Annotated in this window: 18 protein-coding genes; 17 read left to right on the forward strand and 1 reads right to left on the reverse strand. The window is 38.0% G+C overall.

Annotated elements, in window-relative coordinates:
* Nucleotides 1-280: 280 nt before the first annotated feature.
* The 5 genes from FC37_RS01790 (at nt 281) to FC37_RS01810 (ending at nt 3,496) form a co-directional block, all read left to right on the forward strand.
* Nucleotides 281-1,507: an MFS transporter gene (locus tag FC37_RS01790; protein WP_025006275.1), complete on the forward strand. Its 1,227-nt coding sequence runs from the start codon at nt 281-283 to the stop codon at nt 1,505-1,507.
* A 193-nt stretch (nt 1,508-1,700) separates the two neighbouring features.
* Nucleotides 1,701-1,976 (forward strand): type II toxin-antitoxin system Phd/YefM family antitoxin, encoded by a 276-nt coding sequence (locus FC37_RS01795; RefSeq protein ID WP_013087009.1) that lies wholly within the window; start codon nt 1,701-1,703, stop codon nt 1,974-1,976.
* Nucleotides 1,973-2,230 carry a Txe/YoeB family addiction module toxin gene (locus tag FC37_RS01800; protein WP_025006274.1) on the forward strand — a complete coding sequence of 86 codons (258 nt, stop codon included), beginning with the start codon at nt 1,973-1,975 and terminating at the stop codon, nt 2,228-2,230. Before FC37_RS01795 ends, FC37_RS01800 begins: the two co-directional genes overlap by 4 nt.
* Nucleotides 2,231-2,331: 101 nt before the next feature.
* Nucleotides 2,332-3,165, forward strand: a complete 834-nt coding sequence (locus tag FC37_RS01805) for a helix-turn-helix domain-containing protein (RefSeq protein ID WP_025006273.1) — start codon at nt 2,332-2,334, stop codon at nt 3,163-3,165.
* Nucleotides 3,166-3,262: 97 nt separating this feature from the next.
* Entirely contained in the window at nt 3,263-3,496 is a 234-nt protein-coding gene (locus FC37_RS01810; protein WP_013087006.1) for a hypothetical protein, read from the forward strand.
* Between the two features lie 387 nt (nt 3,497-3,883).
* On the opposite strand, the gene thiD is transcribed toward FC37_RS01810, so the two are convergent.
* Nucleotides 3,884-4,699 carry a bifunctional hydroxymethylpyrimidine kinase/phosphomethylpyrimidine kinase gene (gene thiD, locus FC37_RS01820; RefSeq protein ID WP_005720042.1) on the reverse strand — a complete coding sequence of 272 codons (816 nt, stop codon included), beginning with the start codon at nt 4,697-4,699 and terminating at the stop codon, nt 3,884-3,886.
* Between the two features lie 124 nt (nt 4,700-4,823).
* Between thiD and glpK the strand changes: the two genes are divergently transcribed.
* The 12 genes from glpK (at nt 4,824) to FC37_RS01880 (ending at nt 20,764) form a co-directional block, all read left to right on the forward strand.
* Nucleotides 4,824-6,323 carry a glycerol kinase GlpK gene (gene glpK, locus FC37_RS01825; protein ID WP_025006272.1) on the forward strand — a complete coding sequence of 500 codons (1,500 nt, stop codon included), beginning with the start codon at nt 4,824-4,826 and terminating at the stop codon, nt 6,321-6,323.
* Between the two features lie 55 nt (nt 6,324-6,378).
* Entirely contained in the window at nt 6,379-7,152 is a 774-nt protein-coding gene (locus FC37_RS01830) for a tyrosine-protein phosphatase (RefSeq protein WP_025006271.1), read from the forward strand.
* Nucleotides 7,153-7,159: 7 nt separating this feature from the next.
* Nucleotides 7,160-8,110 (forward strand): LacI family DNA-binding transcriptional regulator, encoded by a 951-nt coding sequence (locus FC37_RS01835; RefSeq protein ID WP_025006270.1) that lies wholly within the window; start codon nt 7,160-7,162, stop codon nt 8,108-8,110.
* Nucleotides 8,111-8,242: 132 nt separating this feature from the next.
* Complete coding sequence (locus tag FC37_RS01840) at nt 8,243-9,421, forward strand: acetate/propionate family kinase (RefSeq protein ID WP_056945454.1); 1,179 nt, start codon at nt 8,243-8,245, stop codon at nt 9,419-9,421.
* A 120-nt stretch (nt 9,422-9,541) separates the two neighbouring features.
* Nucleotides 9,542-11,203, forward strand: coding sequence for an alpha-glucosidase (locus FC37_RS01845; protein ID WP_056945455.1), 1,662 nt, complete (start codon nt 9,542-9,544; stop codon nt 11,201-11,203).
* A gap of 3 nt (nt 11,204-11,206) precedes the next feature.
* Nucleotides 11,207-12,928, forward strand: coding sequence for a glycoside hydrolase family 13 protein (locus tag FC37_RS01850; protein ID WP_025006269.1), 1,722 nt, complete (start codon nt 11,207-11,209; stop codon nt 12,926-12,928).
* Between the two features lie 173 nt (nt 12,929-13,101).
* Nucleotides 13,102-15,366 (forward strand): glycoside hydrolase family 65 protein, encoded by a 2,265-nt coding sequence (locus FC37_RS01855; RefSeq protein WP_025006268.1) that lies wholly within the window; start codon nt 13,102-13,104, stop codon nt 15,364-15,366.
* On the forward strand, nt 15,359-16,021 hold the full coding sequence (pgmB, locus tag FC37_RS01860) for a beta-phosphoglucomutase (protein ID WP_025006267.1): 663 nt from the start codon (nt 15,359-15,361) through the stop codon (nt 16,019-16,021). The genes FC37_RS01855 and pgmB overlap by 8 nt, the downstream gene beginning before the upstream one ends.
* A gap of 22 nt (nt 16,022-16,043) precedes the next feature.
* Nucleotides 16,044-17,150, forward strand: a complete 1,107-nt coding sequence (locus tag FC37_RS01865) for an ABC transporter ATP-binding protein (RefSeq protein ID WP_025006266.1) — start codon at nt 16,044-16,046, stop codon at nt 17,148-17,150.
* A gap of 90 nt (nt 17,151-17,240) precedes the next feature.
* Nucleotides 17,241-18,467 carry an extracellular solute-binding protein gene (locus tag FC37_RS01870; protein WP_025006265.1) on the forward strand — a complete coding sequence of 409 codons (1,227 nt, stop codon included), beginning with the start codon at nt 17,241-17,243 and terminating at the stop codon, nt 18,465-18,467.
* A gap of 78 nt (nt 18,468-18,545) precedes the next feature.
* Entirely contained in the window at nt 18,546-19,904 is a 1,359-nt protein-coding gene (locus FC37_RS01875; RefSeq protein ID WP_025006264.1) for a carbohydrate ABC transporter permease, read from the forward strand.
* Between the two features lie 2 nt (nt 19,905-19,906).
* Nucleotides 19,907-20,764, forward strand: a complete 858-nt coding sequence (locus tag FC37_RS01880) for a sugar ABC transporter permease (protein WP_025006263.1) — start codon at nt 19,907-19,909, stop codon at nt 20,762-20,764.
* Nucleotides 20,765-20,835 lie beyond the last annotated feature (71 nt).

The raw sequence follows: 20,835 nt of genomic DNA on the forward strand, positions 1-20,835 counted from the left end.
TAAAGAAATAAATTTAAGGAATCATTCATCCTTACACAAACTATTTTACAGTCTCATTATTCGTGCTATAATTACCTTAATTTTTACAGAAAGCGAGGACTAAAATGCGCGACATTTTAGGTTTAAGTTTGAGAATGAATTATTTCCTTTCATTCGTCAAACGCTACTTAAGGCTTAACCCAGATTTTTAGCTGAAAGTCTGGGATTTTAAACTACAACTGAATAGTAATTTTCCCTGGCTTTCAGCGACATTAGCAGTGTTGTGAAAAGGAATGGGAAAATGTTTAACTTAATCGAAAAAGAAAATGTCAATGTCAGACGATTATTAGCTGGACGAGTGTTAACTAACATCGCAGATTCACTATTTTACATGGCAATTTTGTGGTTCTTTAAGGTGCGCTTTAATTCACCAGTGATTTTGTCCCTGATTTTCATTGCGGACTCATCAATTGATATGCTGTCGTTTACTTTGGGTCCACTAATTGATCGCATCTATATCAAAAAGATGCTTAAAATTGTAACGGTAGTGCAGATCGTTACTAGCGTTATAGCGACGTTGTTGTTTCAAGCTAAGCTGTGGCAAAATCTAACAATTTGGTTTTTGTTAGCAATATACGTTATTTCAACGATCGGCTCGACTTTGATTTACCCTGCAGAAGAAAAAATTTTGCCAGTCATCGTTTCGAAAACGAAACTAGCTAAAGTAAACGGCGTTTTTCAAATGACTTATAAGACGCTGGATTTGTTCTTGAATGCAGCGGCAACATTATTGATTACTTGGGTGTCACTTGATTTCACAGTGATCATTTCTGCAGTATTTTTTGCAGGTGCTCTAGCCTTTTATACCAAGTTGATTCTGCCCAGGAAATTATTGTTGCCTGAATCTACGAGCGAGTATTTTACGGAAAACTATTGGCAAGATCTGCTTAAGGGCTGGCAGACTTTGAAACAAGAAGACAAGATAGCACGCTTGATCATGCCTTTTGCAGTGACTAACTTGTTCTATGGGATTTCGTCTGTTGGTCTGCCTTATTTTGCAACGGAGCATTTGACTAAATCAGCGATTGGCTATGGTAGTTTAGAACTAGCTTCATCAATAGGTGGGCTAGTTGGCAGCATGTTAATTCAACGGCTAACTTTTGATAAAAATAAAATTGAAAGATTGGTCGTTGTATGTCTGGCATTGTCTGGCTTGGCGATTGTGCTTGAGCCAGCTGTACCCAAAGGGATGCCAATTTTGCTGTTAATTCTGTTTTTCACGTCCGAATTATGGATTGTGATGATGAATATTAACTTCGAAGTGTTGGTGCAAGAGAGCTTTAGTCCGCATGTTTTAGGTCGAGTAGAGACGATCAATGACTCGATTCTATCATCGATGATTCCGATTGGCTCATTTTTAGGCGGGCTGATTGTAGCGCGTTTTGGTGCAGATTGGGCGATTGCACTTGAGGGAGTTGCTCAAATTTTGACAGCAGGATATTATTTTGTGATTGAGAAAAAGAAGTAAATAAATAGCAGTGGTCGACTGGATCATTGCTTTTTTTGTAAAGAAGAGCGGTCAAATGATCACCACAATGTGTCTCTAATTGAACTGTCCCATGGTTAATCATTTTTTCAACCATTTACGATTATTGCTTTTGGTAGTAATATAAGTAAAAATATAGTACAATAAGTTGTACAATATAAGGAGGGATTAGTCTATGGATGCGGTTAATTACAGTAATTTTCGTAAAAATTTAAAGCATTATTTTAAGCAAGTCAATGATGATAGTGAACCTTTGATCGTAACTAATAAAGAACCAGAGGATAATGTGGTTGTATTAGGTAAAGAAGATTATGATGCCTTGGTTGAAACATTAGAAATTCAATCTAATCAATACCTAATGGACAAGATTGAAAGAGGGCGTAAACAAGTTAGTGAAGGCACGATAAAGCAACATGAACTAATTGATCCTGAGCAGGTAACAAAATCATGATCGTAGCATGGACGGATGATGGTTGGAACGACTATGTGTATTGGTATGACGATGGTGATTATAAAAAGGTATCAAGAATAAACGATCTTGTGAAAGATATGAAAAGACATCCATTTACAGGTATTGGTAAGCCTGAGCCCTTAAAGAGAAATCTATCAGGGTTATGGTCAAGACGAATCGATTCGAAAAATCGGATCGTCTATGATTGTCATAAATCAATGATAACTATATATTCATGTAAGGATCACTATTGATAATTGGAGTTTTGCAGCAATGATTAATTTCATTGCTGCTTTTTTCATTGACTAAAAAATATAAAGTGCTATTTTTATTAAAATTGGACAGGGGGATTGCTATGAAAATTGGAGAAGCACTACGCAAAGAAAGAATAAAATTAGGACTAACACAGGATCAAATGTGTGCTGGGATCCTTAGTCGTCCTTTTTACGCAAGGATTGAAAGTGGCAAAAATCGCATAAATGCGGAGAGCTTATTTAAAATATTGCTTGAGCATCAAGTTGATCTAGTAGAGTTTTGTGATCTTATTCAAGATGATTATACGTCAGAAGAACGAAAAGTTGAGAAGCAATTTGAATTTAAAATGAATCTAGTAGTTAGTGCAAAAGATACTGAAGCTTTGGATAAGTATTGTCAGCAGATAATGAATTCATCTAATAATGAGGTTTTGAAGTTGCGAGCATTAATTACTTCGGCAGATTTTAAGGGTGAAACTGACAAGATTGATGTAGAAATCAGGACGAAGATAAAAGCTGAGTTTGATGAAGGAAATAATTGGCTTGAGCGACCAGACCTACTGCGATTATTGGCTAATACGATGCCGATGTGGCCACAAGACGAATTGGACTTTTTAATTGGGCGTTTGCTTGATTTTGCAAAAAAGGCAGAATTTTCAGAGTTAACGACTGAAAGATATTTAAGATTGCTAGAAAATTATCTGGTGGTTTGTTACGACAGAAAGGTTCATAAGAAAACTACACATTTTGATCATATTGATGACGCGATGGAATATATTATTGATGCTACTGAGTCGTTTCACTTGATGATTTATAGAATTGAAGTGTTTTATATGAAAGCATTATTTTTAGATCAAATGGACAAAGCAAAAGAGATTAGACAAGAGCTTAGGAAAATAGGATATGGAAATATGATTGCCAATTGGCTTGAGTAAGACTTTGTAACAAATATGATACAAAGTCAATCGCAGGAGAACTTACATGATTTAAAATAATAGTTGAAGACTTAGATGGAAGGAAAAACTTAAGTTAATGCAAGTCGACGTTGCTTCAATTGTAACTGCAGTAGTAATCTTAATTGCTGTTGTAATAATTATTATGAAAAAAGAAAGCAAAATATCTGGAATAGCAATTATTGCTGTTGGTGTGGTATTTCTAATAGATTCATGCTTTCTTAGATATAAACCAGTTATGCAACTAGTAGTATTATCGATCTTTTTTATTATGCTTGGTATATTTTGGATCATTAAGAGCTATAAGAAATAAGTAAATCCAAAAATTAATGGAAATCGAATATATGATTTAGAAGAAACAAGGTAAAATAAATTGCGTGAATCATTACTAAGTCCCAAACTTTATCAAGCTCTAAAATACATTTTAGCTGTAACACTGATAATAATCTTAATCTTGCCATTACCAGCAATTAATCAGAAAAAGATCAATTACTGGCTGGTAGGATCATATTGTCTAGTCCTGGGCGACTGGCTAGCTACTTGGATGCAACATCATCATATTCATTGGGTTATTAGCATAATCATGGGATACGTAATAGCGTTCATTATTTGTGTAATACTGTATCTCTACACAGCAATGATTTAATTGAAAACAGACATAAAAACACCGAAGTTCAAAATCTGAGCTTCGGTATTTTTTCTATCTATTTTCTTCCTGTGCAGCCAAGTGATTGATCGGACCCCATTTTGAACCAACATCAATTGGGTGAGAAATTGCAGCGTAAGTAAAGTCCTTACCAATTTTTATAGCATCAATTACAGACTTTCCCTTAGCTAATTCTGCCGCAATAACTGCGGAGAGAGTATCACCTGTGCCATTCACGCGATCAGTCTTAAAGAAAGGCTTGGTAAATTCGTGAAATGCGCCATCTTCAGTCAACAAAATATCAGTTACTTCAGTCTGATTATCTGAGTCATGACGTCCCTTCATCAAGACATTTTTAGCACCCATCTCTTGTAGTTTTTTAGCGCCTGCGTGAATTTCTTCCTTATTATTTAGCTTCAAGCCAGTTAGCTTTTGTTGTTCATAAAAGTTAGGCGTAATTACATCGGCTAGCGGCAATAATCTGTCTAAGAAGGTCTGGTAGGCATCATCGTCAAGTAGGGTGGCACCGTGCTTAGTGATGATGACGGGATCAAGCACGATTTTACCCATGTCGTATTTTTCAAGATTATCGGCAACGCAATCGATAATTTCCTTGTTAGCCAGCATCCCTGTCTTAGTCGCATTAATCTTGAAGTCGTCGTTTAACACATCGAATTGCTTTTGGATAAAATCAAGCGGCATAATTTGTTGGGCAAAAATTCCTTTTGTATTACCAGCTACAGCCGCGGTCATCAGCCCCATGCCATAAACGCCCCGTGCATAGAATGAATGCAAATCTGCTGGCATTCCTGCACTACCATCACTATCGTTACCCGCAATTGTTACCGCAATTTTTTGATTTTTTTCCATTAAAATGCCCTCCTTAAAAAATCCTTATAAAAATTATACCGTATCTATTACATTAACTGCTAGAATCTGCATTAGAAAAACAGTAATATTATAAGAAAGCGCTTTTGCAGAAAAGAGAATAACTATGACAGAAAAATATATTTTAGCAATCGATGAAGGAACCACCTCTACTAGAGCAATTATTTTTGACCATGATGGACGTGAAGTTGCTTCTGCCCAAAAAGAATTTCACCAATATTTCCCAGAGCCTGGCTGGGTTGAACATGACGCTAATAAAATCTGGATGGCGGTCCAAACAACAATTGCCAATGCTTTTATTAATTCGGGCATTTGGCCTAATCAAATTGCCGCAATTGGCATTACCAACCAACGTGAAACGACCGTTGTTTGGGACAAGGATACAGGTGAGCCAATTTATCATGCAATCGTTTGGCAGTCACGGCAGACAACAGAATTAGCTGAAAAATTAAAAAAAGAAGGCTATAGTGATGAAATTCGTCAAAAAACAGGCTTAATTATTGACCCATACTTCAGTGCAACTAAGATTCGCTGGATTCTTGATCATGTACCTGGCGCGCAAGAAAAAGCTGAACAGGGAAAGTTGCTTTTTGGCACGATTGATAGTTGGCTAGTTTGGAAGTTAACTGATGGTGCTAAACACGTGACTGATTACACTAATGCTTCACGGACCATGCTGTTTAATATTCACACGCTCAAGTGGGATGACGATATTTTGCATTTGCTCAATATTCCTAAGAAAATGTTGCCTGAGGTGCGCTCGAATTCAGAGATTTATGGTGAAACAGCGTCATATATGTTCTTTGGTGGACAAGTGCCAATTGCTGGGATGGCCGGTGACCAACAGGCAGCCTTATTTGGTCAACTAGCTTTGAAACCAGGAATGGTGAAAAATACATATGGCACCGGTGCCTTTATTGTGATGAACACAGGGGACAAGCCAACAGACTCTAACAATAATCTGTTAACGACCATTGGTTATGGCATTAATGGTAAGATTACTTATGCTTTAGAAGGATCAATCTTTGTGGCTGGTAGTGCAATTCAATGGCTACGCGATTCGATGAAGTTGATTAAGCATGCGCCAGACTCTGAACAAGCAGCGCTTGAGTCGACATCAGAGAACGAAGTTTACGTTGTCCCTGCCTTCACTGGGTTAGGCGCACCATATTGGGATGCGGAGACTCGTGGTTCAATCTTCGGTGTTACACGTGGAACTACTGACAAGGATATAATTAAAGCAACTTTGCAGTCATTAGCTTATCAAACCCGTGACGTTGTTGATACGATGCAACAAGATTCAGGCATTGAAATTCCTGCTTTACGTGTTGATGGCGGTGCTAGCAACAACAATTACCTGATGCAGTTTCAGGCTGACATTTTAGGGATTGAAATTGAACGCGCTAAAACGCTGGAAACAACCAGCATGGGTGCAGCCTTTTTAGCTGGCCTTGCCGTTGGCTATTGGAAAAATATTGACGAGTTAAAGCATACCTTTACGATTGGACAGGCCTTTGAGCCTAAGATGCATGAAGCAGAAAGAAATAAACTATATTCAGGCTGGCAGCGTGCAATCAAGGCAACGCAAGTTTTTGCACATGATTAGTGATGTATAATAAAATATAATATATTAATACTTTTGCAAAGAAAGGGTAAGCAAAATGGAGCATGATAGAATACTTGCTTTAGATGGACCGCTTAATTTTAGAGATATCGGCGGTTATAAGAATGATAAAGGTCAACATGTAAAGTGGAATAAAATATATCGTTCTGATTCGCTTAGCTCTTTATCTGATGAAGATGAGCAAAAGCTAGCTGATCGCCGGATTACAGTTGATATCGATTTACGTTCAAAGTATGAGCAAAACGCAGCTCCAGATAGGCAATGGCCTAATGTGCGTTACGTGGATGCGCATATTTATTCTGAAAACCGTAAGGAAAACAAGGGTGACAATAAGCTTTACCGTTTCATTCATCATGTTCCCGACATGGGTGATAATTTCTTAGGTAAAATTTATCAGCAGGTTCTGCTTAATTCACACAGCCAAGAAGAATTTGCAAAAATCTTCGCGGAGTTAATTGAACTGCCTGAAGAAGATGCCCTTGTCTATCACTGCAGTGCCGGCAAAGACCGTACCGGTATGACATCAGCCTTGATTTTGACTGCACTCGGCGTTGATGATGATACGATTGCACAAGATTATCTGTTGACCAATGAACTTTACGATTTTGCATTAGCCAAGCAATACCCTGATGATAATCAGATTGCAAAAATGGTTTCTAAAATGAACCTGACCAAAGGTGAAGGACCAGCTATCCGCGGCATTACCGAAACTATCCGTAAAGGCTGGGGCAGTTTTGATAACTTCTTCAAAAAAGAGCTTGGTTTTAGTCAAAAAGATCTAGATAGATTTAGAAAGATGTACTTAGAATAGGAATAATATGACTACTTTATCAGATGTAGCTAAAGAAGCAAATGTGTCAAAAATGACGGTATCACGGGTAATCAACCACCCTGAACAAGTAACGCCAGAATTGCGTGCCATGGTTGAAAAGGCGATGGAGTCTTTAAACTATCATCCAAATTCTATCGCGCAGGCTTTAGTCAATAATCGTTCTAACGTGGTTAAATTTGTTACTCTGGAAGATATCGATACAACAGAACCTTATTACATGAACCTGCTTTTTGGCTTTGCTCGAGGATTGAATACTAAGCAATACGCCATGCAGTTAGTAACTGATCCCAGCCAAATTGAAAAAGGTCGTGCCGATGGTTATTTGATTACAGGTGCGCGGAATAAAGATTATGATATGTTCGATAAGCTGGATAAGCCATTCGTATTATTTGGTGAAAATCACCGCGGATATGATTTTATTGATACAGATAATCAAACTGCCGAGAAGATGGCAACACAGTATGCATTGGATCGCTTATATAAGCGCATTATTTTTATCGGAATTGATATTAAAGAGCCATTTGAGTATTCGCGTGAAGCTGGTTATATCAATACTTTGCAACAGCACCAATTAATTCCGCAGATTTATCGGGTTTCTAACCACAGTCATGCCGCCCAAGATGTGATTCATGAGCATTTTAAAGGGTTTAAAAAAGATACTTGTTTTGTCTGTGCTAGTGATCGAATTGCGGTAGGCGTTGTCCGGCAGCTGCAAGCTGAGGGCGCTCGGATTCCGGAAGATTTTGGTGTGATTGGCTTTGATGGTGTCTTTTTGGACCAAGTTTCTAATCCTAAGTTAACTACAATTAAGCAGCCTATTTTTAAGATGGGTGAAATGCTAGCAAGTATGTTATTGCAAAAAATTGTTCAATCTGGTTCCCCACAAGGTGAAGTTATGCTTAAGCCAGAATTGATTAGACGAGAGACTACTAGATAATAAAATCACATTGATTTTCACATCGATGTGATTTTTTAATTTCAAAATTTTCCATCTCTGCAATGAAAGCGCTATACTTAAAAATAAGAGATAAGTTATAGATACATCGAATAAAACAGAGGTCACGATATTATGAAAAAAGTTTTAGCAATCAATTCTGGTAGTTCTTCTTTTAAATATAAGCTCTTTTCTTTTCCTAGCGAAGAAGTAATTGCAAAAGGCGGAGCAGAACGTGTAGGTATGCCAAATTCGATTTTTAAAATAAAATTGGCTAACGGTAACGAATATATTAAAAATATGTCGATTCCTACGCAAAGGGATGCAGTAAGCTTATTGATTGACTGTTTAAAGAAATATCATGTTGTAGAGAAATTAAGTGAAATTAAAGGAGTAGGGCACCGAATCGTTAACGGTGGAGAAGTATTTCCTAATTCTGTAGTCATTGATAATCATAATTTACACAAACTTGAACGGATTGCTCAATTAGCACCTTTGCATAATGGTCCTGAAACAGAAGGAATTAAAGCTTTTATGAGTATTCTGCCTAACGTTCCACAGGTTGCCGTTTTTGATACGGCATATCACCACACTCTTGATGCTGTTCACTATTTATATTCTATTCCGTACAAGTATTATAAGGATTACGCAGTGCGTAAATATGGTGCACATGGCACTTCTGTACGTTATGTTGCCCCTCGTGCCGCTAAGATGATGCATAAAAATATTAACATCGCTCGTTTAATTGTTTGCCATTTAGGATCAGGTTCATCAATCACTGCAGTTAAGAATGGCAAATCATATGATACTTCGATGGGCTTTAGTCCATTAACTGGGGTGACGATGGGGACTCGAAGCGGTGACTTTGATCCATCGGCTTTGCAATACTTGATGCATAAGACTGGTATGGATATTGATCAAGCAATTGATATGTTGAATCAAGAATCAGGGTTGTTAGGTATTTCAGGCGTTTCATCAGATATGCGTGATTTGATTGAAAGTGATGAACCAAGAGCCAAGTTAGCTCGTCGTATTTACATTAATCGGGTAGTTCGCTATGTTGGTGCTTATGCTGCAGAAATGGATGGTGTAGACGGTATTGTCTTTACGGCCGGTATTGGTGAACATGACCCCGGAATTCGTGCAGGCATTATGTCTTCTTTGAAATATTTAGGCTTAAAGGCTGACTTTGAAGCTAACAGAACTGATGGTGAAAAATTTATTTCAAAGCCAGATTCTAAAGTTAAAGCTTTGATTGTACCAACTAATGAGGAAGTAATGATCGCTCGTGAAGTCATTAAACTTACGAGATAATAAATAATAATTAAAAGATAAAGCATATCGCAAGATATGCTTTTTTGATACCGGTAACATCTCTATACATATTGAAAACGGTTTCTTATATCAACTAAACTATGCATGGAGGAAAAAATTATGGCACATTGGTATGATCACGCAATTATTTATCAAATTTATCCTAAGTCTTTTCAAGATAGTAATGATGACGGTATTGGCGACCTAAATGGTATTCGGAAGAGAATACCATACTTGCAAAATTTAGGGGTTAATGCCGTTTGGCTTAATCCTATTTTTGTTTCACCACAAGTAGATAATGGCTATGATGTTTCAAACTATTTTGCTATTGATCCACATATGGGAACAATGGAAGACATGGAGAACTTAATTAATGAACTTCATGAAGCTGGCATTCATCTTATTATGGATTTTGTCTTAAATCACACTTCAGATCAGCATCCATGGTTCCAAGATGCAATTAAGAATCCTGATAGTCTGTATCGTGATTATTACATTTTTGCAGGTCATGATGGCAAGCGCCCTAACAATTGGGGTAGTTTCTTTGGTGGCAGCGTTTGGGAGCCTGATCCAGCAGGAACTGGTCAATCATATTTCCATTTGTTTGATAAGCATATGCCGGACCTTAATTGGAAAAATCCTGAAGTGCGCCACGCCATGCTTGAAGTAGCTGAATTTTGGCTAAAAAAGGGGATTGATGGTCTGCGGCTTGATGCGTTTATTCATATTGGCAAAGCAGATTTGAGACAAAATTATCCTAATAAAGCTGGTGATGACAAACCGGTTATTGCCGAACCATTTTTTGCCAACTTGCCTCAAGTTCAGGAATGGATGCGGCCGTTTTGTGAAAAGATTAAGCAAGATTATCCAGACGCCTTGCTATTAGGCGAAGCTGCAAGTGCAAGCGTAAATTTGGCCGTTGATTACACTAATAAGCGTAATCATTTGATGGATAGTGTTATAACTTTTCGTTACTTTACTGATGATGAGTCAAAAGTAGATAAGCGCTATCCTGAGCAATATCAACCTAAGGGCATTGATTTTACGGCCTTTAAGCAAAATCAAGTTGTTTGGCAACAGACCTTAGCAGGTGTTTCTCAGCCAACTCTTTACTGGAATAATCATGACATGGCTAGACTGGCTACCAGAGTGGCGAAGACGCCAACCCAAGCTAAAAGTTTGGCTATCTTGATGTATTTGCAGCACGGGATTCCAGTTATCTATTATGGCGAAGAATTAGGCTTAAAGAATTTGCATTTTACTAGTGTTGATCAATTTGAAGATCAGACGGTGGCACCATGGATTAAAAAAGCAGAACAGGCAGGTATCAGTAGAGAAGATGCAATGACGATGGTAAGTGAAACGCATAAGTTGCCAGCTCGCGGTCCAATGCCGTGGAATGACACTAAAAATTATGGTTTTACTGAAGGAACTCCTTGGATTAACGGGATTGTTGAAAAACATGTTTCAGTTGCTAGTGAAGTAAATTCAGATATTAGCATGTTTACTTTTTATAAAAAGATGATCGCCCTTAAAAAAGAAAGCTTATTCCAAGATGGCGACTACTATATGCTTCCAACTGATAAAAATAGTTATATTTACCAGCGTGATTTAAGCGATGAGAGTGCAATCGTGGCAGTTTCATTAAGCAATGAAAAGATTACAGTAGAGATTCCACAAGGATATACGGAAGAAAAATTAAAAGCAGGAGAATATCAATTAACTAACGGGAAATTAACTTTGATGCCTTATGCAGGTGTTGTGTTGAAAAAGGAGAATTAAAACATGCAATTAGCAGCATTAAAACACAGAACTGAAAGTGAAGACAGCTTTGTAATTGATGCGACTCATGTTCGTGTTCGTTTTCATAGCGCAAAGAATGATATTGAAAAAGTTATTGTGCATTATTGCGATAACTATTTACCATTGAACCAAGCTAAAACCATTGAAATGACTAAGATTGGTGAAGGTCAAGTTGAGGATCACTGGGGAGCTACCCTTGAAGCACCATTTCACCGTTTAAAGTATACTTTTGAAGTAATTGGTAGCGATGGCACCAGCGTTGTTGTAGGTGACAGAGCAATCAGCAGCGATGTAGAGACAGCCTTAATGGAAGATGGCTCATATTTTAAGGTTCCATATTGCCATGATATTGATATGGTTAAAACACCGGAATGGGTTAGACATACCGTGTGGTATCAGATTTTCCCAGAACGCTTTGCCAATGGTGATAAATCTAATGATCCTAAAAATGTGAAGCCTTGGAATCCCGAAGATCATCCTGGTCGAGAAGACTTTTATGGTGGTGACTTGCAAGGGGTATTAGACCATTTGGATTATTTGAAAAAACTTGGAGTAAATGGCTTATACTTCTGTCCTGTTTTTAAAGCAAGCTCCAACCATAAATATGACACGATTGATTATTTGCAAATCGATCCAGAATTTGGTGATAAAGACTTGTTTGCCAAAGTAGTTAATGAGGCCCATGCACGTGGCATGAAAGTCATGCTGGATGCGGTATTTAACCACTTAGGTGATCGATCAATGCAGTGGCAAGACGTGGTTAAAAATGGTCCAAGTTCTCGTTTTGCTAACTGGTTCCACATTAATGAGTATCCAGTTGAACCGTACCATGATCCATTGCAAGGTGAAGGAAATCCGCAGTTTGATACTTTCGCATTTGAAAAGCACATGCCTAAATTAAATACTGCTAACCCTGAAGTACAAGATTTCTTGCTTGAGATAGCTACGTACTGGGTGAAGTATTTTGATATTGATGCTTGGCGCTTGGATGTTGCCAACGAGGTAGATCATCATTTCTGGAAGAAGTTCCATAAGGCAGTAACTGATATCAAGCCAGACTTTTACATTGTTGGTGAAGTTTGGCACTCAGCTCGTCCATGGCTTAATGGGGATGAATTTACTGGCGTTATGAATTATCCATATACTTTGCAAATTGAAGATCATTTCTTTAAGCATAAATTGACGGCTGATCAAATGACTAAGCGTTTAACTGATCAACTCATGAAGTATCGTGATTCAACTAATGCGGCGATGATGAATATGCTTGATTCACATGATACTGCCAGAATTTTAACAGTGGCTAATGGCGACCAAGACTTGGCTTTGCAGGCATTAACCTTTGAATTTGTGCAAAAAGGCAGTCCATGTATTTACTACGGTACTGAAATGGGAATGACAGGTGGAAATGATCCAGATTGTCGTAAACCAATGGATTGGTCAAAGGAAGATGGTCCTGTTTGGCAAAGAGTTCATGAATTGATTAAGTTCCGTTTAGATCATGATGAAACCTTCGGTAAAGGGACAATTAAGTTACATGTAACAGAAAATGGCCTGATTGAGGTAGATAGAAACGGAATGGAATCTGTTAAAGCGTACTTTAACACCACGGATCATGATGTAAAAATTGATTGTAAAAATTCGTTTAGTCAAGATTATCAAAATGGAGTATTAGCTCCAAAAGGCTTTGTAATCACGGTTGATTAAAAGTTACTTTTAATAAGTGTACGAAAAGAGGATAGATTAAGAACTACCTTCTTTTTTAATTAACAAATTCTGATACCGGTAACAATGGTTTTGATATTGTAAACCGCTTTCAATTTAAGGATAATGAAAGCGTAAACAAAAGAGCACTTAATTTTGTGGGAGATATAAAGTATATGAAACGAATTTTTGAAATTGATCCTTGGAAGGTCATTACTCATAATTTCGATCCAGAAAATAAACGATTACAGGAAAGCATGACTGCAATCGGTAATGATTATATGGGTATGAGAGGAAACTTTGAAGAAGGCTATTCTGGTGATAGCTTACAAGGTACATATCTTGCAGGTGTTTGGTTCCCAGATAAGACTCGTGTGGGTTGGTGGAAGAACGGATATCCTAAATATTTCGGTAAAACACCTAACGCACCAAGCTTTATTGGCATTGGCATTACCATTAATGGTGAAAAACTAGACTTAGCCAAAGTCAAATTTGATGACTTTGAATTATCTCTTGATATGCACCAAGGCCTTCTTACAAGAAGTTTTATTTACGAAGGAAAAGATGTCAAAGTTAAATTTGAATTTAAGCGTTTCCTTCATATCGTTCAGAAAGAAGCTGCTCTGATTCAAGTAAAGGCTACAGTGCTTGAAGGTCACGCTAAGATTGATTTTGATTCTACATTAGATGGCACAGTTGTTAATGAAGATAGTAACTATGATGAACGTTTCTGGCTGCCACTAGGTGAAGATGAAAAAGCTAGAACAATTCAAGTCAAGACTAAAGAAAATCCTTATGATGTTCCTCAATTCACTGTTTTGCTTAAGCAAAGCTTGCGTCACAACGGTGAAATTGTTCAAGGCGATGTCTCAACTGAAAGTGCGAAGTTAAGTGAAAAGCTATCAGTTGAATTAGCTGAAAATGAAAGTTATGAACTTGAAAAAGATGTCATTGTAGTAACTAGCCGTGACGTTAAGGATCAAGATCAAGCCGATGTAGCAAATGACTTGATGAAGAAACTTCAATCTAAGTCATTTGACGAAAACTTAGCTGATCATGAAGCTGTATGGAAGAAGCGTTGGGACAAATCAGATGTTGTTATTGCAGGTGATGATGCCGCTCAACAAGGTATTCGCTTTAACATTTGTCAATTGTTTATGACTTACTACGGTGAAGATGAACGCTTAAACGTAGGTCCTAAAGGCTTTACCGGTGAAAAATACGGTGGTGCTACTTACTGGGACACAGAAGCTTACATCGTTCCAATGTACTTATGTGTAACTGATCCAAGCGTTACAAGAGCACTTCTTCAATATCGTCACGATCAATTACCAGGTGCTTACCACAACGCTAAAGAGCAAGGCTTACCAGGTGCATTGTTCCCAATGGTTACATTTAATGGAATTGAATGTCACAACGAATGGGAAATTACTTTTGAAGAAATTCACCGTAACGCAGACATTCCACACGCAATCGCTATGTATACTGATTACACTGGTGATGATAGTTACGTTAAGAACGAAGGTATGGACGTCTTAGTTGGAACTGCTAGATTCTGGGCAGCCAGAGTTCACTGGTCCAAGTGGCGTAACAAGTACGTTATGCACGGTGTAACCGGTCCTAACGAATACGAAAACAACGTTAACAACAACTGGTTCACTAACACCATGGCAAGATGGCTTCTGCAATACACATTGAAGCGTTTGCCACTTGCTACAAAGGAAGCTCAAGAAAGAGTACACGTCACTGAAGAAGAAAAAGAAAAGTGGCAAGACATCGTTGATAAGATGTACCTTCCAGAAGATAAGGAACGCGGCATCTTCTTACAACAAGATGACTTCTTAGACAAAGACATTCGTCCAGTTAGTGAAATTGAAGATCAACGTCCAATTAACCAACACTGGTCATGGGACAAGATCTTGAGATCACCATTTATTAAACAAGCCGATGTTTTACAAGGTATCTACTTCTTAAATGATCAATACACCAAGGAAGAAAAGGAAAAGAACTTCGACTTCTATGAACCATTAACAGTTCACGAAAGTTCACTGTCACCATGTATTCACTCAATTTTGGCTGCAGAACTTGGCAAGCAAAAGAAGGCCGTTGAGCTTTATGAAAGAACTGCTCGCTTAGACCTTGATAACTATAACAACGATACGGTTGATGGTTTGCACATCACCTCAATGAGTGGTTCATGGCTTGCAATTGTTCAAGGTTTCGCAGGGATGCGTTATGATCATGATCAATTGAAATTTGATCCATTTGTTCCTGATAAGTGGGATCACTATGGCTTTAAGATTAACTATCGCGGTCGCTTGATTGAAGTTTATGTAGATCATAAGGAAACTAAGATTACTTTACATAAAGGTGAAGACTTAGATGTTGTAGTTAAGGGAAAGAAATTTACTCTTAAAGAAGGTGAAACCCAGAATGCTTAAAGGATTATTGTTTGATTTAGATGGTGTTTTAACCAATTCAGCTAAGTTTCACTTAACAGCTTGGAACAACTTGGCAAAAGAATTAGGCATTACTTTAAACGATGCTCAACTTGATAGCTTACGTGGTATTTCAAGAATGGATTCATTGGAATTGATTCTGAAATATGGTGGTCAAGAAGATAAATATACTGAAGCTGAAAAAGAAAAATTCGCTGCAGAAAAGAATTCCAAGTTCGTTGAGCAAGTTGAAACAATGACACCAAAGGATATCTTGCCAGGAATTCCAGAACTTTTGGCAGATGCTAAAAAGCAAAACCTTAAGATGGTAATTGCTTCAGCTTCTAAGAATGCACCTAAGATTTTGACCAGATTAGGCATTATGGATGAATTCGATGGCATCGTTGATCCTGCCACATTGCATCACGGTAAGCCAGATCCTGAAATTTATGAAAAAGCACAAGAAATTGCAGGGCTTAAGGCTGATGAAGTAATTAGTTTTGAAGATGCTAAAGCTGGTGTGGAATCAATTAAAGCCGCTGGTCAATTTGCAGTTGGTATTGGTGATAAGGAACTTTTAAAAGAAGCTGACTACATCGTACCAACAACTGCAGATTTGAAACTTAGTGAGATTGAAAAAGTTTTTAATGAAAAATAAAAGTTAGAGAGTAGGGAAAACAATGGTTGAGGTTGATTTAAACCATATTTACAAAAAGTATCAAGGTAATGATAAATATTCTGTAAATGACTTTGACTTACATATTAAAGATAAGGAATTCATCGTTTTCGTTGGTCCATCAGGTTGTGGTAAGTCAACTACATTAAGAATGGTCGCAGGACTTGAAGACATCAGTAAAGGTACTTTGGAAATTGATCACAAGGTAATGAATGATGTTGCTCCAAAAGACAGACACATTGCGATGGTTTTCCAGAACTATGCTTTGTATCCACATATGACTATTTACGACAACATGGCTTTCGGACTTAAGCTTCGTCACACGCCTAAGGCTGAAATCGATGAAAAAGTTAAGAAAGCCGCTAAGATGTTGGGCCTTGAAGAATATTTGGATAAAAAACCAGGTGCTTTATCAGGTGGTCAACGTCAGCGTGTAGCCTTAGGACGTGCAATCGTTCGTGCAGCTCCTATTTTCTTAATGGACGAACCATTATCAAACTTGGATGCAAAATTACGTGTAACGATGCGTACCGAAATTGCTAAGCTTCACCAAGAGTTGGGTACTACAACTATTTATGTTACTCACGACCAGACTGAAGCTATGACCTTGGCTGACAGAGTTGTTGTTATGTCTGTTGGTCGAGTAGAGCAAATCGGTACCCCACTTGAGGTTTACAACAAGCCAGTTAACATGTTCGTTGCTGGATTCATTGGTTCTCCTCAAATGAACTTCTTCGATGTTCACTATAAGGACGGTCGAATTTCAGATGGTAAAGGTTTGAACATCGGTATTCCTCAAGGTAAAGCTAAGATGCTTAACGAGAAAGGATATAACGATAAAGATCTTGTCTTTGGTATTCGTCCAGAAGACATTCACTCAGAAGAAGCATTTATGGGAACTTGGCCAGATTCAGTAATTGAATCAAACGTTGTTGTTTCAGAACTTCTGGGTGCAACCATTCAACTTCACCAAGAAGTTGATGGAACTGAATTTACTGCAATTGTAAATTCACGTGATTATCACAAGCCTGGTGACAAAGTAAAGATGGGCTTCGATGTTAACAAGGCTCACTTCTTTGATAAAGACAGCACCAAGGCGATTGTTAACTAATTTAATTTATTAAAGCTTACAACCATAAGTAGCAAAGGCTACTGTTGTTAAGAATTATTTATTGTTTTGATTTTTTTAGGAGGAAAAGTTATGAAAATTTGGAAGAAAATGGCTTTAGGTAGTGCCGCTGTTCTTGCAGCAATGTCACTTGCAGCATGTTCAAACGGTTCATCAGATTCATCAAGTAGTAATAACTCTAGCTCAAAGAAAGCTAACTTAACTCTTTGGGTAGATACTGAACAAGTTCCTTACTACAAGCAAATTGCAAAGGACTTTACTAAGAAGAATAAGAACATCAAGGTTCGTGTTGTTCAAAGTCCTAACGGTTCAGCTAACGCTAAGACTGACGTTGGTAAGGACCCATCAAAGGCTGCTGATGTATTTGAAGTTCCTAACGACCAATTAGGTCAAATGGCTGAAGCTGGTTACATTAACCCACTTTCACCAGAAGCAACTAAAGACATCAAGGCAAACTACATTGATGTTGCTTCAAAGGGTGTAACTTGGAAGGGCAAGGTTTACGCATTCCCATACGCACAACAAGCACAAACCATTTACTACAACAAGTCTAAGCTTTCAGCAAACGATGTTAAGGATTGGAAGACTTTAACCTCTAAGGGTGTTGTAGCTACTGACTTTACTAACGCTTACGTAATGTGGCCAGTAATGTTCTCAGCAGGTACAAAGCTTTACGGCGCTAACGGTGAAGATCTTAAGGGTTCAACATTTGACTCACAAAATGGTGTTAACGCATTGAAGTGGTATGCAGCTCAAAAGAACAATAAGGGCGTAATGCAAACTTCAAACGCTTTGAACCAATTGAAGAAGGGTAACGCACAAGCTATTCTTGATGGTCCATGGAACGCAGCTAACATTAAGAAGATCTTAGGCAAGAACTTCGCAGTTGCTAAGTATCCTAAGATTGACGTTGGTGGCAAGAGCGTACAAATGGAAGCATTCCTTGGTATCGAAGGCTTCGCAATTAACTCACACACTAAGAACGCTAAAGCTGCTTCAGATTTAGCTGCTTACATCACTAATAAGGAAGCTCAATTAATTGCCCACAAGGAAGCTGGTCAAATTCCTGTACTTAAGAATGCTGTAAACTCAAGTGCAGTTAAGAGTGATCCAGTTGCTGAAGCTGTAATTGAAATGGCTAAGCCAGGTAACTCAGTATTACAACCTAAGCTTCCACAAATGGCAACATTCTGGAACGAAGCAGCTCCACTTATCAGTGGTACTTACGACGGCAAGATTAAGCCTTCACAATACAAGGCAAAGCTTGCTAAGTTGCAAAAAGATATTTCTAAGAAATAATTTTAAATAGTATTTCTTAAAGCATAAGCAAAGGTTGGCCGTTAATTCCAGCCTTTTTGCCTAAGAAGGGGAGAAGTTATGTTTCTAAAGAAAAAGCATGTAGCTCCTAAAGCAACATATCGCGAAGTATGGTCTAAAGGCGATATTGCTACCAAGTTATCATTTTTCATTATGGGTAGTAATGCCTTAGCCAACAAGCAATGGGTTAAAGGTCTTGCATTATTAATCTCTGAAATTGTATTCATTGTTTGGTTTATCTTTAGTGGTATCTCAACTTTAGGTATCCTGGCTACATTAGGTCCGATTAAGAGCAAAAAAGTTGTCTATGACGCTGCTCAGGGTGTGTATATCACGAAACAGCCTTCAAACTCAGTTTTGATTTTGCTGTTTGGTGTTTTAGCAATCATCTTGTGTATAGCAATGATTTATCTTTACATTGTTAATTTAAGATCTACTAGACACAATTACATTTTGAAACGTGATGGTGAACATATTCCAACCAATGTTCAGGAACTTAAGAGTTTGCTTGATACACGTTTACATGCAACTTTAATGGTTATTCCATTATTGGGTATCCTATTCTTCACAGTTTTGCCAACGGTCTTCATGATTTCAATGGCATTTACTAACTATGATCGTCAGCACCCAATCGCCTTTTCTTGGACAGGGTTCCAAGCATTCGGTAATGTGTTGAGTGGTGACTTAGCTGGTACTTTCTTCCCAGTATTGGGCTGGACCTTGATTTGGGCCGTAGCTGCAACTGCTACTACTTTCTTCTTTGGTGTTTTGCTTGCAATGTTGATTGAATCCAAAGGCATTAAGTATAAGGCCTTTTGGAGAACAGTCTTTGTAATTATTTGGGCTGTTCCTCAATTCGTTTCACTTTTGATGATGGCTCAGTTCTTAGACTACCAAGGTGCTTTGAACAACATTTTGATGAACTTACACTGGATTAGTTCGCCAATTCACTTCATTGATAACCAAGCTTCTCCATTAGTAGCTAGAATTACCGTTATCCTTGTTAATATGTGGATCGGTATCCCAGTTTCAATGTTGGTTTCAACTGCAATTATTCAAAACTTGCCAGAAGATCAAATTGAAGCTGCCAAGATCGATGGTGCCAACGCTGTACAAATTTTCCGCTCAATCACTTTCCCACAAATTCTATTCGTTATGGCACCTTCACTTATTCAACAATTCATTGGTAACATCAACAACTTCAACGTTATCTTCTTGCTGACGGGTGGTGCACCAATGAACAGTAAGTATAACGGAGCCGGGTCGACTGACTTGCTGGTAACGTGGCTGTATAACTTGACGTTCGGTCAGGAACAGCGTTATAACGCGTCAGCTGTACTAGGTATCTTAATCTTCATTATTAGTGCGGTCGTCTCGCTGATTGCATATCGCCACACTAACGCTTATAAGGAGGGCTAGACATGAAGTCATATTCAAATCAAAGACGGCTCTCATTAATCTTTCGGTATATCCTCTTAGCATTACTTGCTATTATCTGGATTTTACCAATTGTGTGGATCGTCTTAGCAAGTTTTTCATACAATGATACTGGATTCGTTTCGACCTTCTGGCCAGAACAATTCACGTTGCAGAACTATGTTGGTATTTTTACTAATCCGCAATACCCATTCGGTAACTGGATCATTAACACATTAATTGTTTCTCTTCTCTCGATGGTTATTTCGACATTCTTAACTATTTCAGTTGCCTATGTTCTGTCACGACTTCGCTTTAAGTTTAGAAAACCATTTTTGCAAATTGCTTTGGTTTTAGGGATGTTCCCAGGCTTCATGTCTATGATCGCTTTGTACTACATCTTAAAAGGCTTGAACATGTTAAACCTCTTCGGTTTGTTACTTGTTTATGTTGGTGGTGCCGGACTTGGCTTCTACGTTGCTAAAGGTTTCTTTGATACTATTCCTAGATCAATTGACGAAGCTGCTGAAATTGATGGTGCTACTAAGTGGCAAGTGTTCTTACACATTGGTTTGCCACTTTCAAAGCCAATGATCGTTTACACCGCTTTGACTGCATTCATCGCTCCATGGACAGACTTCATTTTCTCAGGTATTATTCTTTCAACTTCAGGAAATGCTAAGACTTATACTGTTGCTTATGGTTTGTACAACATGGTGCACACAGCCAAAGGTAATGCGACTGCATACTTCGCACAATTCGTTGCAGGGTGTGTAATCATCGCTATCCCTATTACTATCTTGTTTGTCTTCATGCAGAAGTTCTACGTTAACGGAATTACTGCTGGTGCAGATAAGGGTTAAGGTAAATTTAAAATTGCTTATGCTAAAAAACGCTTTGCTTTCGGGCAAGGCGTTTTTGTATGGAGAGAAAA

The sequence above is a fragment of the Lactobacillus gallinarum DSM 10532 = JCM 2011 genome (assembly GCF_001434975.1).
Lineage (GTDB): Bacteria > Bacillota > Bacilli > Lactobacillales > Lactobacillaceae > Lactobacillus > Lactobacillus gallinarum.

Bases quoted from the DNA above. Each gene is read 5' to 3' on its own strand.
- FC37_RS01880 (WP_025006263.1), top strand. From the start codon at position 19,907: ATGAAGTCATATTCAAATCAAAGACGGCTCTCATTAATCTTTCGGTAT.
- FC37_RS01855 (WP_025006268.1), top strand. From the start codon at position 13,102: ATGAAACGAATTTTTGAAATTGATCCTTGGAAGGTCATTACTCATAAT.
- FC37_RS01790 (WP_025006275.1), top strand. From the start codon at position 281: ATGTTTAACTTAATCGAAAAAGAAAATGTCAATGTCAGACGATTATTA.
- FC37_RS01850 (WP_025006269.1), top strand. From the start codon at position 11,207: ATGCAATTAGCAGCATTAAAACACAGAACTGAAAGTGAAGACAGCTTT.
- FC37_RS01795 (WP_013087009.1), top strand. From the start codon at position 1,701: ATGGATGCGGTTAATTACAGTAATTTTCGTAAAAATTTAAAGCATTAT.
- glpK (WP_025006272.1), top strand. From the start codon at position 4,824: ATGACAGAAAAATATATTTTAGCAATCGATGAAGGAACCACCTCTACT.
- FC37_RS01800 (WP_025006274.1), top strand. From the start codon at position 1,973: ATGATCGTAGCATGGACGGATGATGGTTGGAACGACTATGTGTATTGG.
- FC37_RS01865 (WP_025006266.1), top strand. From the start codon at position 16,044: ATGGTTGAGGTTGATTTAAACCATATTTACAAAAAGTATCAAGGTAAT.
- FC37_RS01810 (WP_013087006.1), top strand. From the start codon at position 3,263: ATGCAAGTCGACGTTGCTTCAATTGTAACTGCAGTAGTAATCTTAATT.
- FC37_RS01840 (WP_056945454.1), top strand. From the start codon at position 8,243: ATGAAAAAAGTTTTAGCAATCAATTCTGGTAGTTCTTCTTTTAAATAT.
- thiD (WP_005720042.1), bottom strand. From the start codon at position 4,699: ATGGAAAAAAATCAAAAAATTGCGGTAACAATTGCGGGTAACGATAGT.
- FC37_RS01875 (WP_025006264.1), top strand. From the start codon at position 18,546: ATGTTTCTAAAGAAAAAGCATGTAGCTCCTAAAGCAACATATCGCGAA.
- pgmB (WP_025006267.1), top strand. From the start codon at position 15,359: ATGCTTAAAGGATTATTGTTTGATTTAGATGGTGTTTTAACCAATTCA.
- FC37_RS01835 (WP_025006270.1), top strand. From the start codon at position 7,160: ATGACTACTTTATCAGATGTAGCTAAAGAAGCAAATGTGTCAAAAATG.
- FC37_RS01830 (WP_025006271.1), top strand. From the start codon at position 6,379: ATGGAGCATGATAGAATACTTGCTTTAGATGGACCGCTTAATTTTAGA.
- FC37_RS01870 (WP_025006265.1), top strand. From the start codon at position 17,241: ATGAAAATTTGGAAGAAAATGGCTTTAGGTAGTGCCGCTGTTCTTGCA.
- FC37_RS01845 (WP_056945455.1), top strand. From the start codon at position 9,542: ATGGCACATTGGTATGATCACGCAATTATTTATCAAATTTATCCTAAG.
- FC37_RS01805 (WP_025006273.1), top strand. From the start codon at position 2,332: ATGAAAATTGGAGAAGCACTACGCAAAGAAAGAATAAAATTAGGACTA.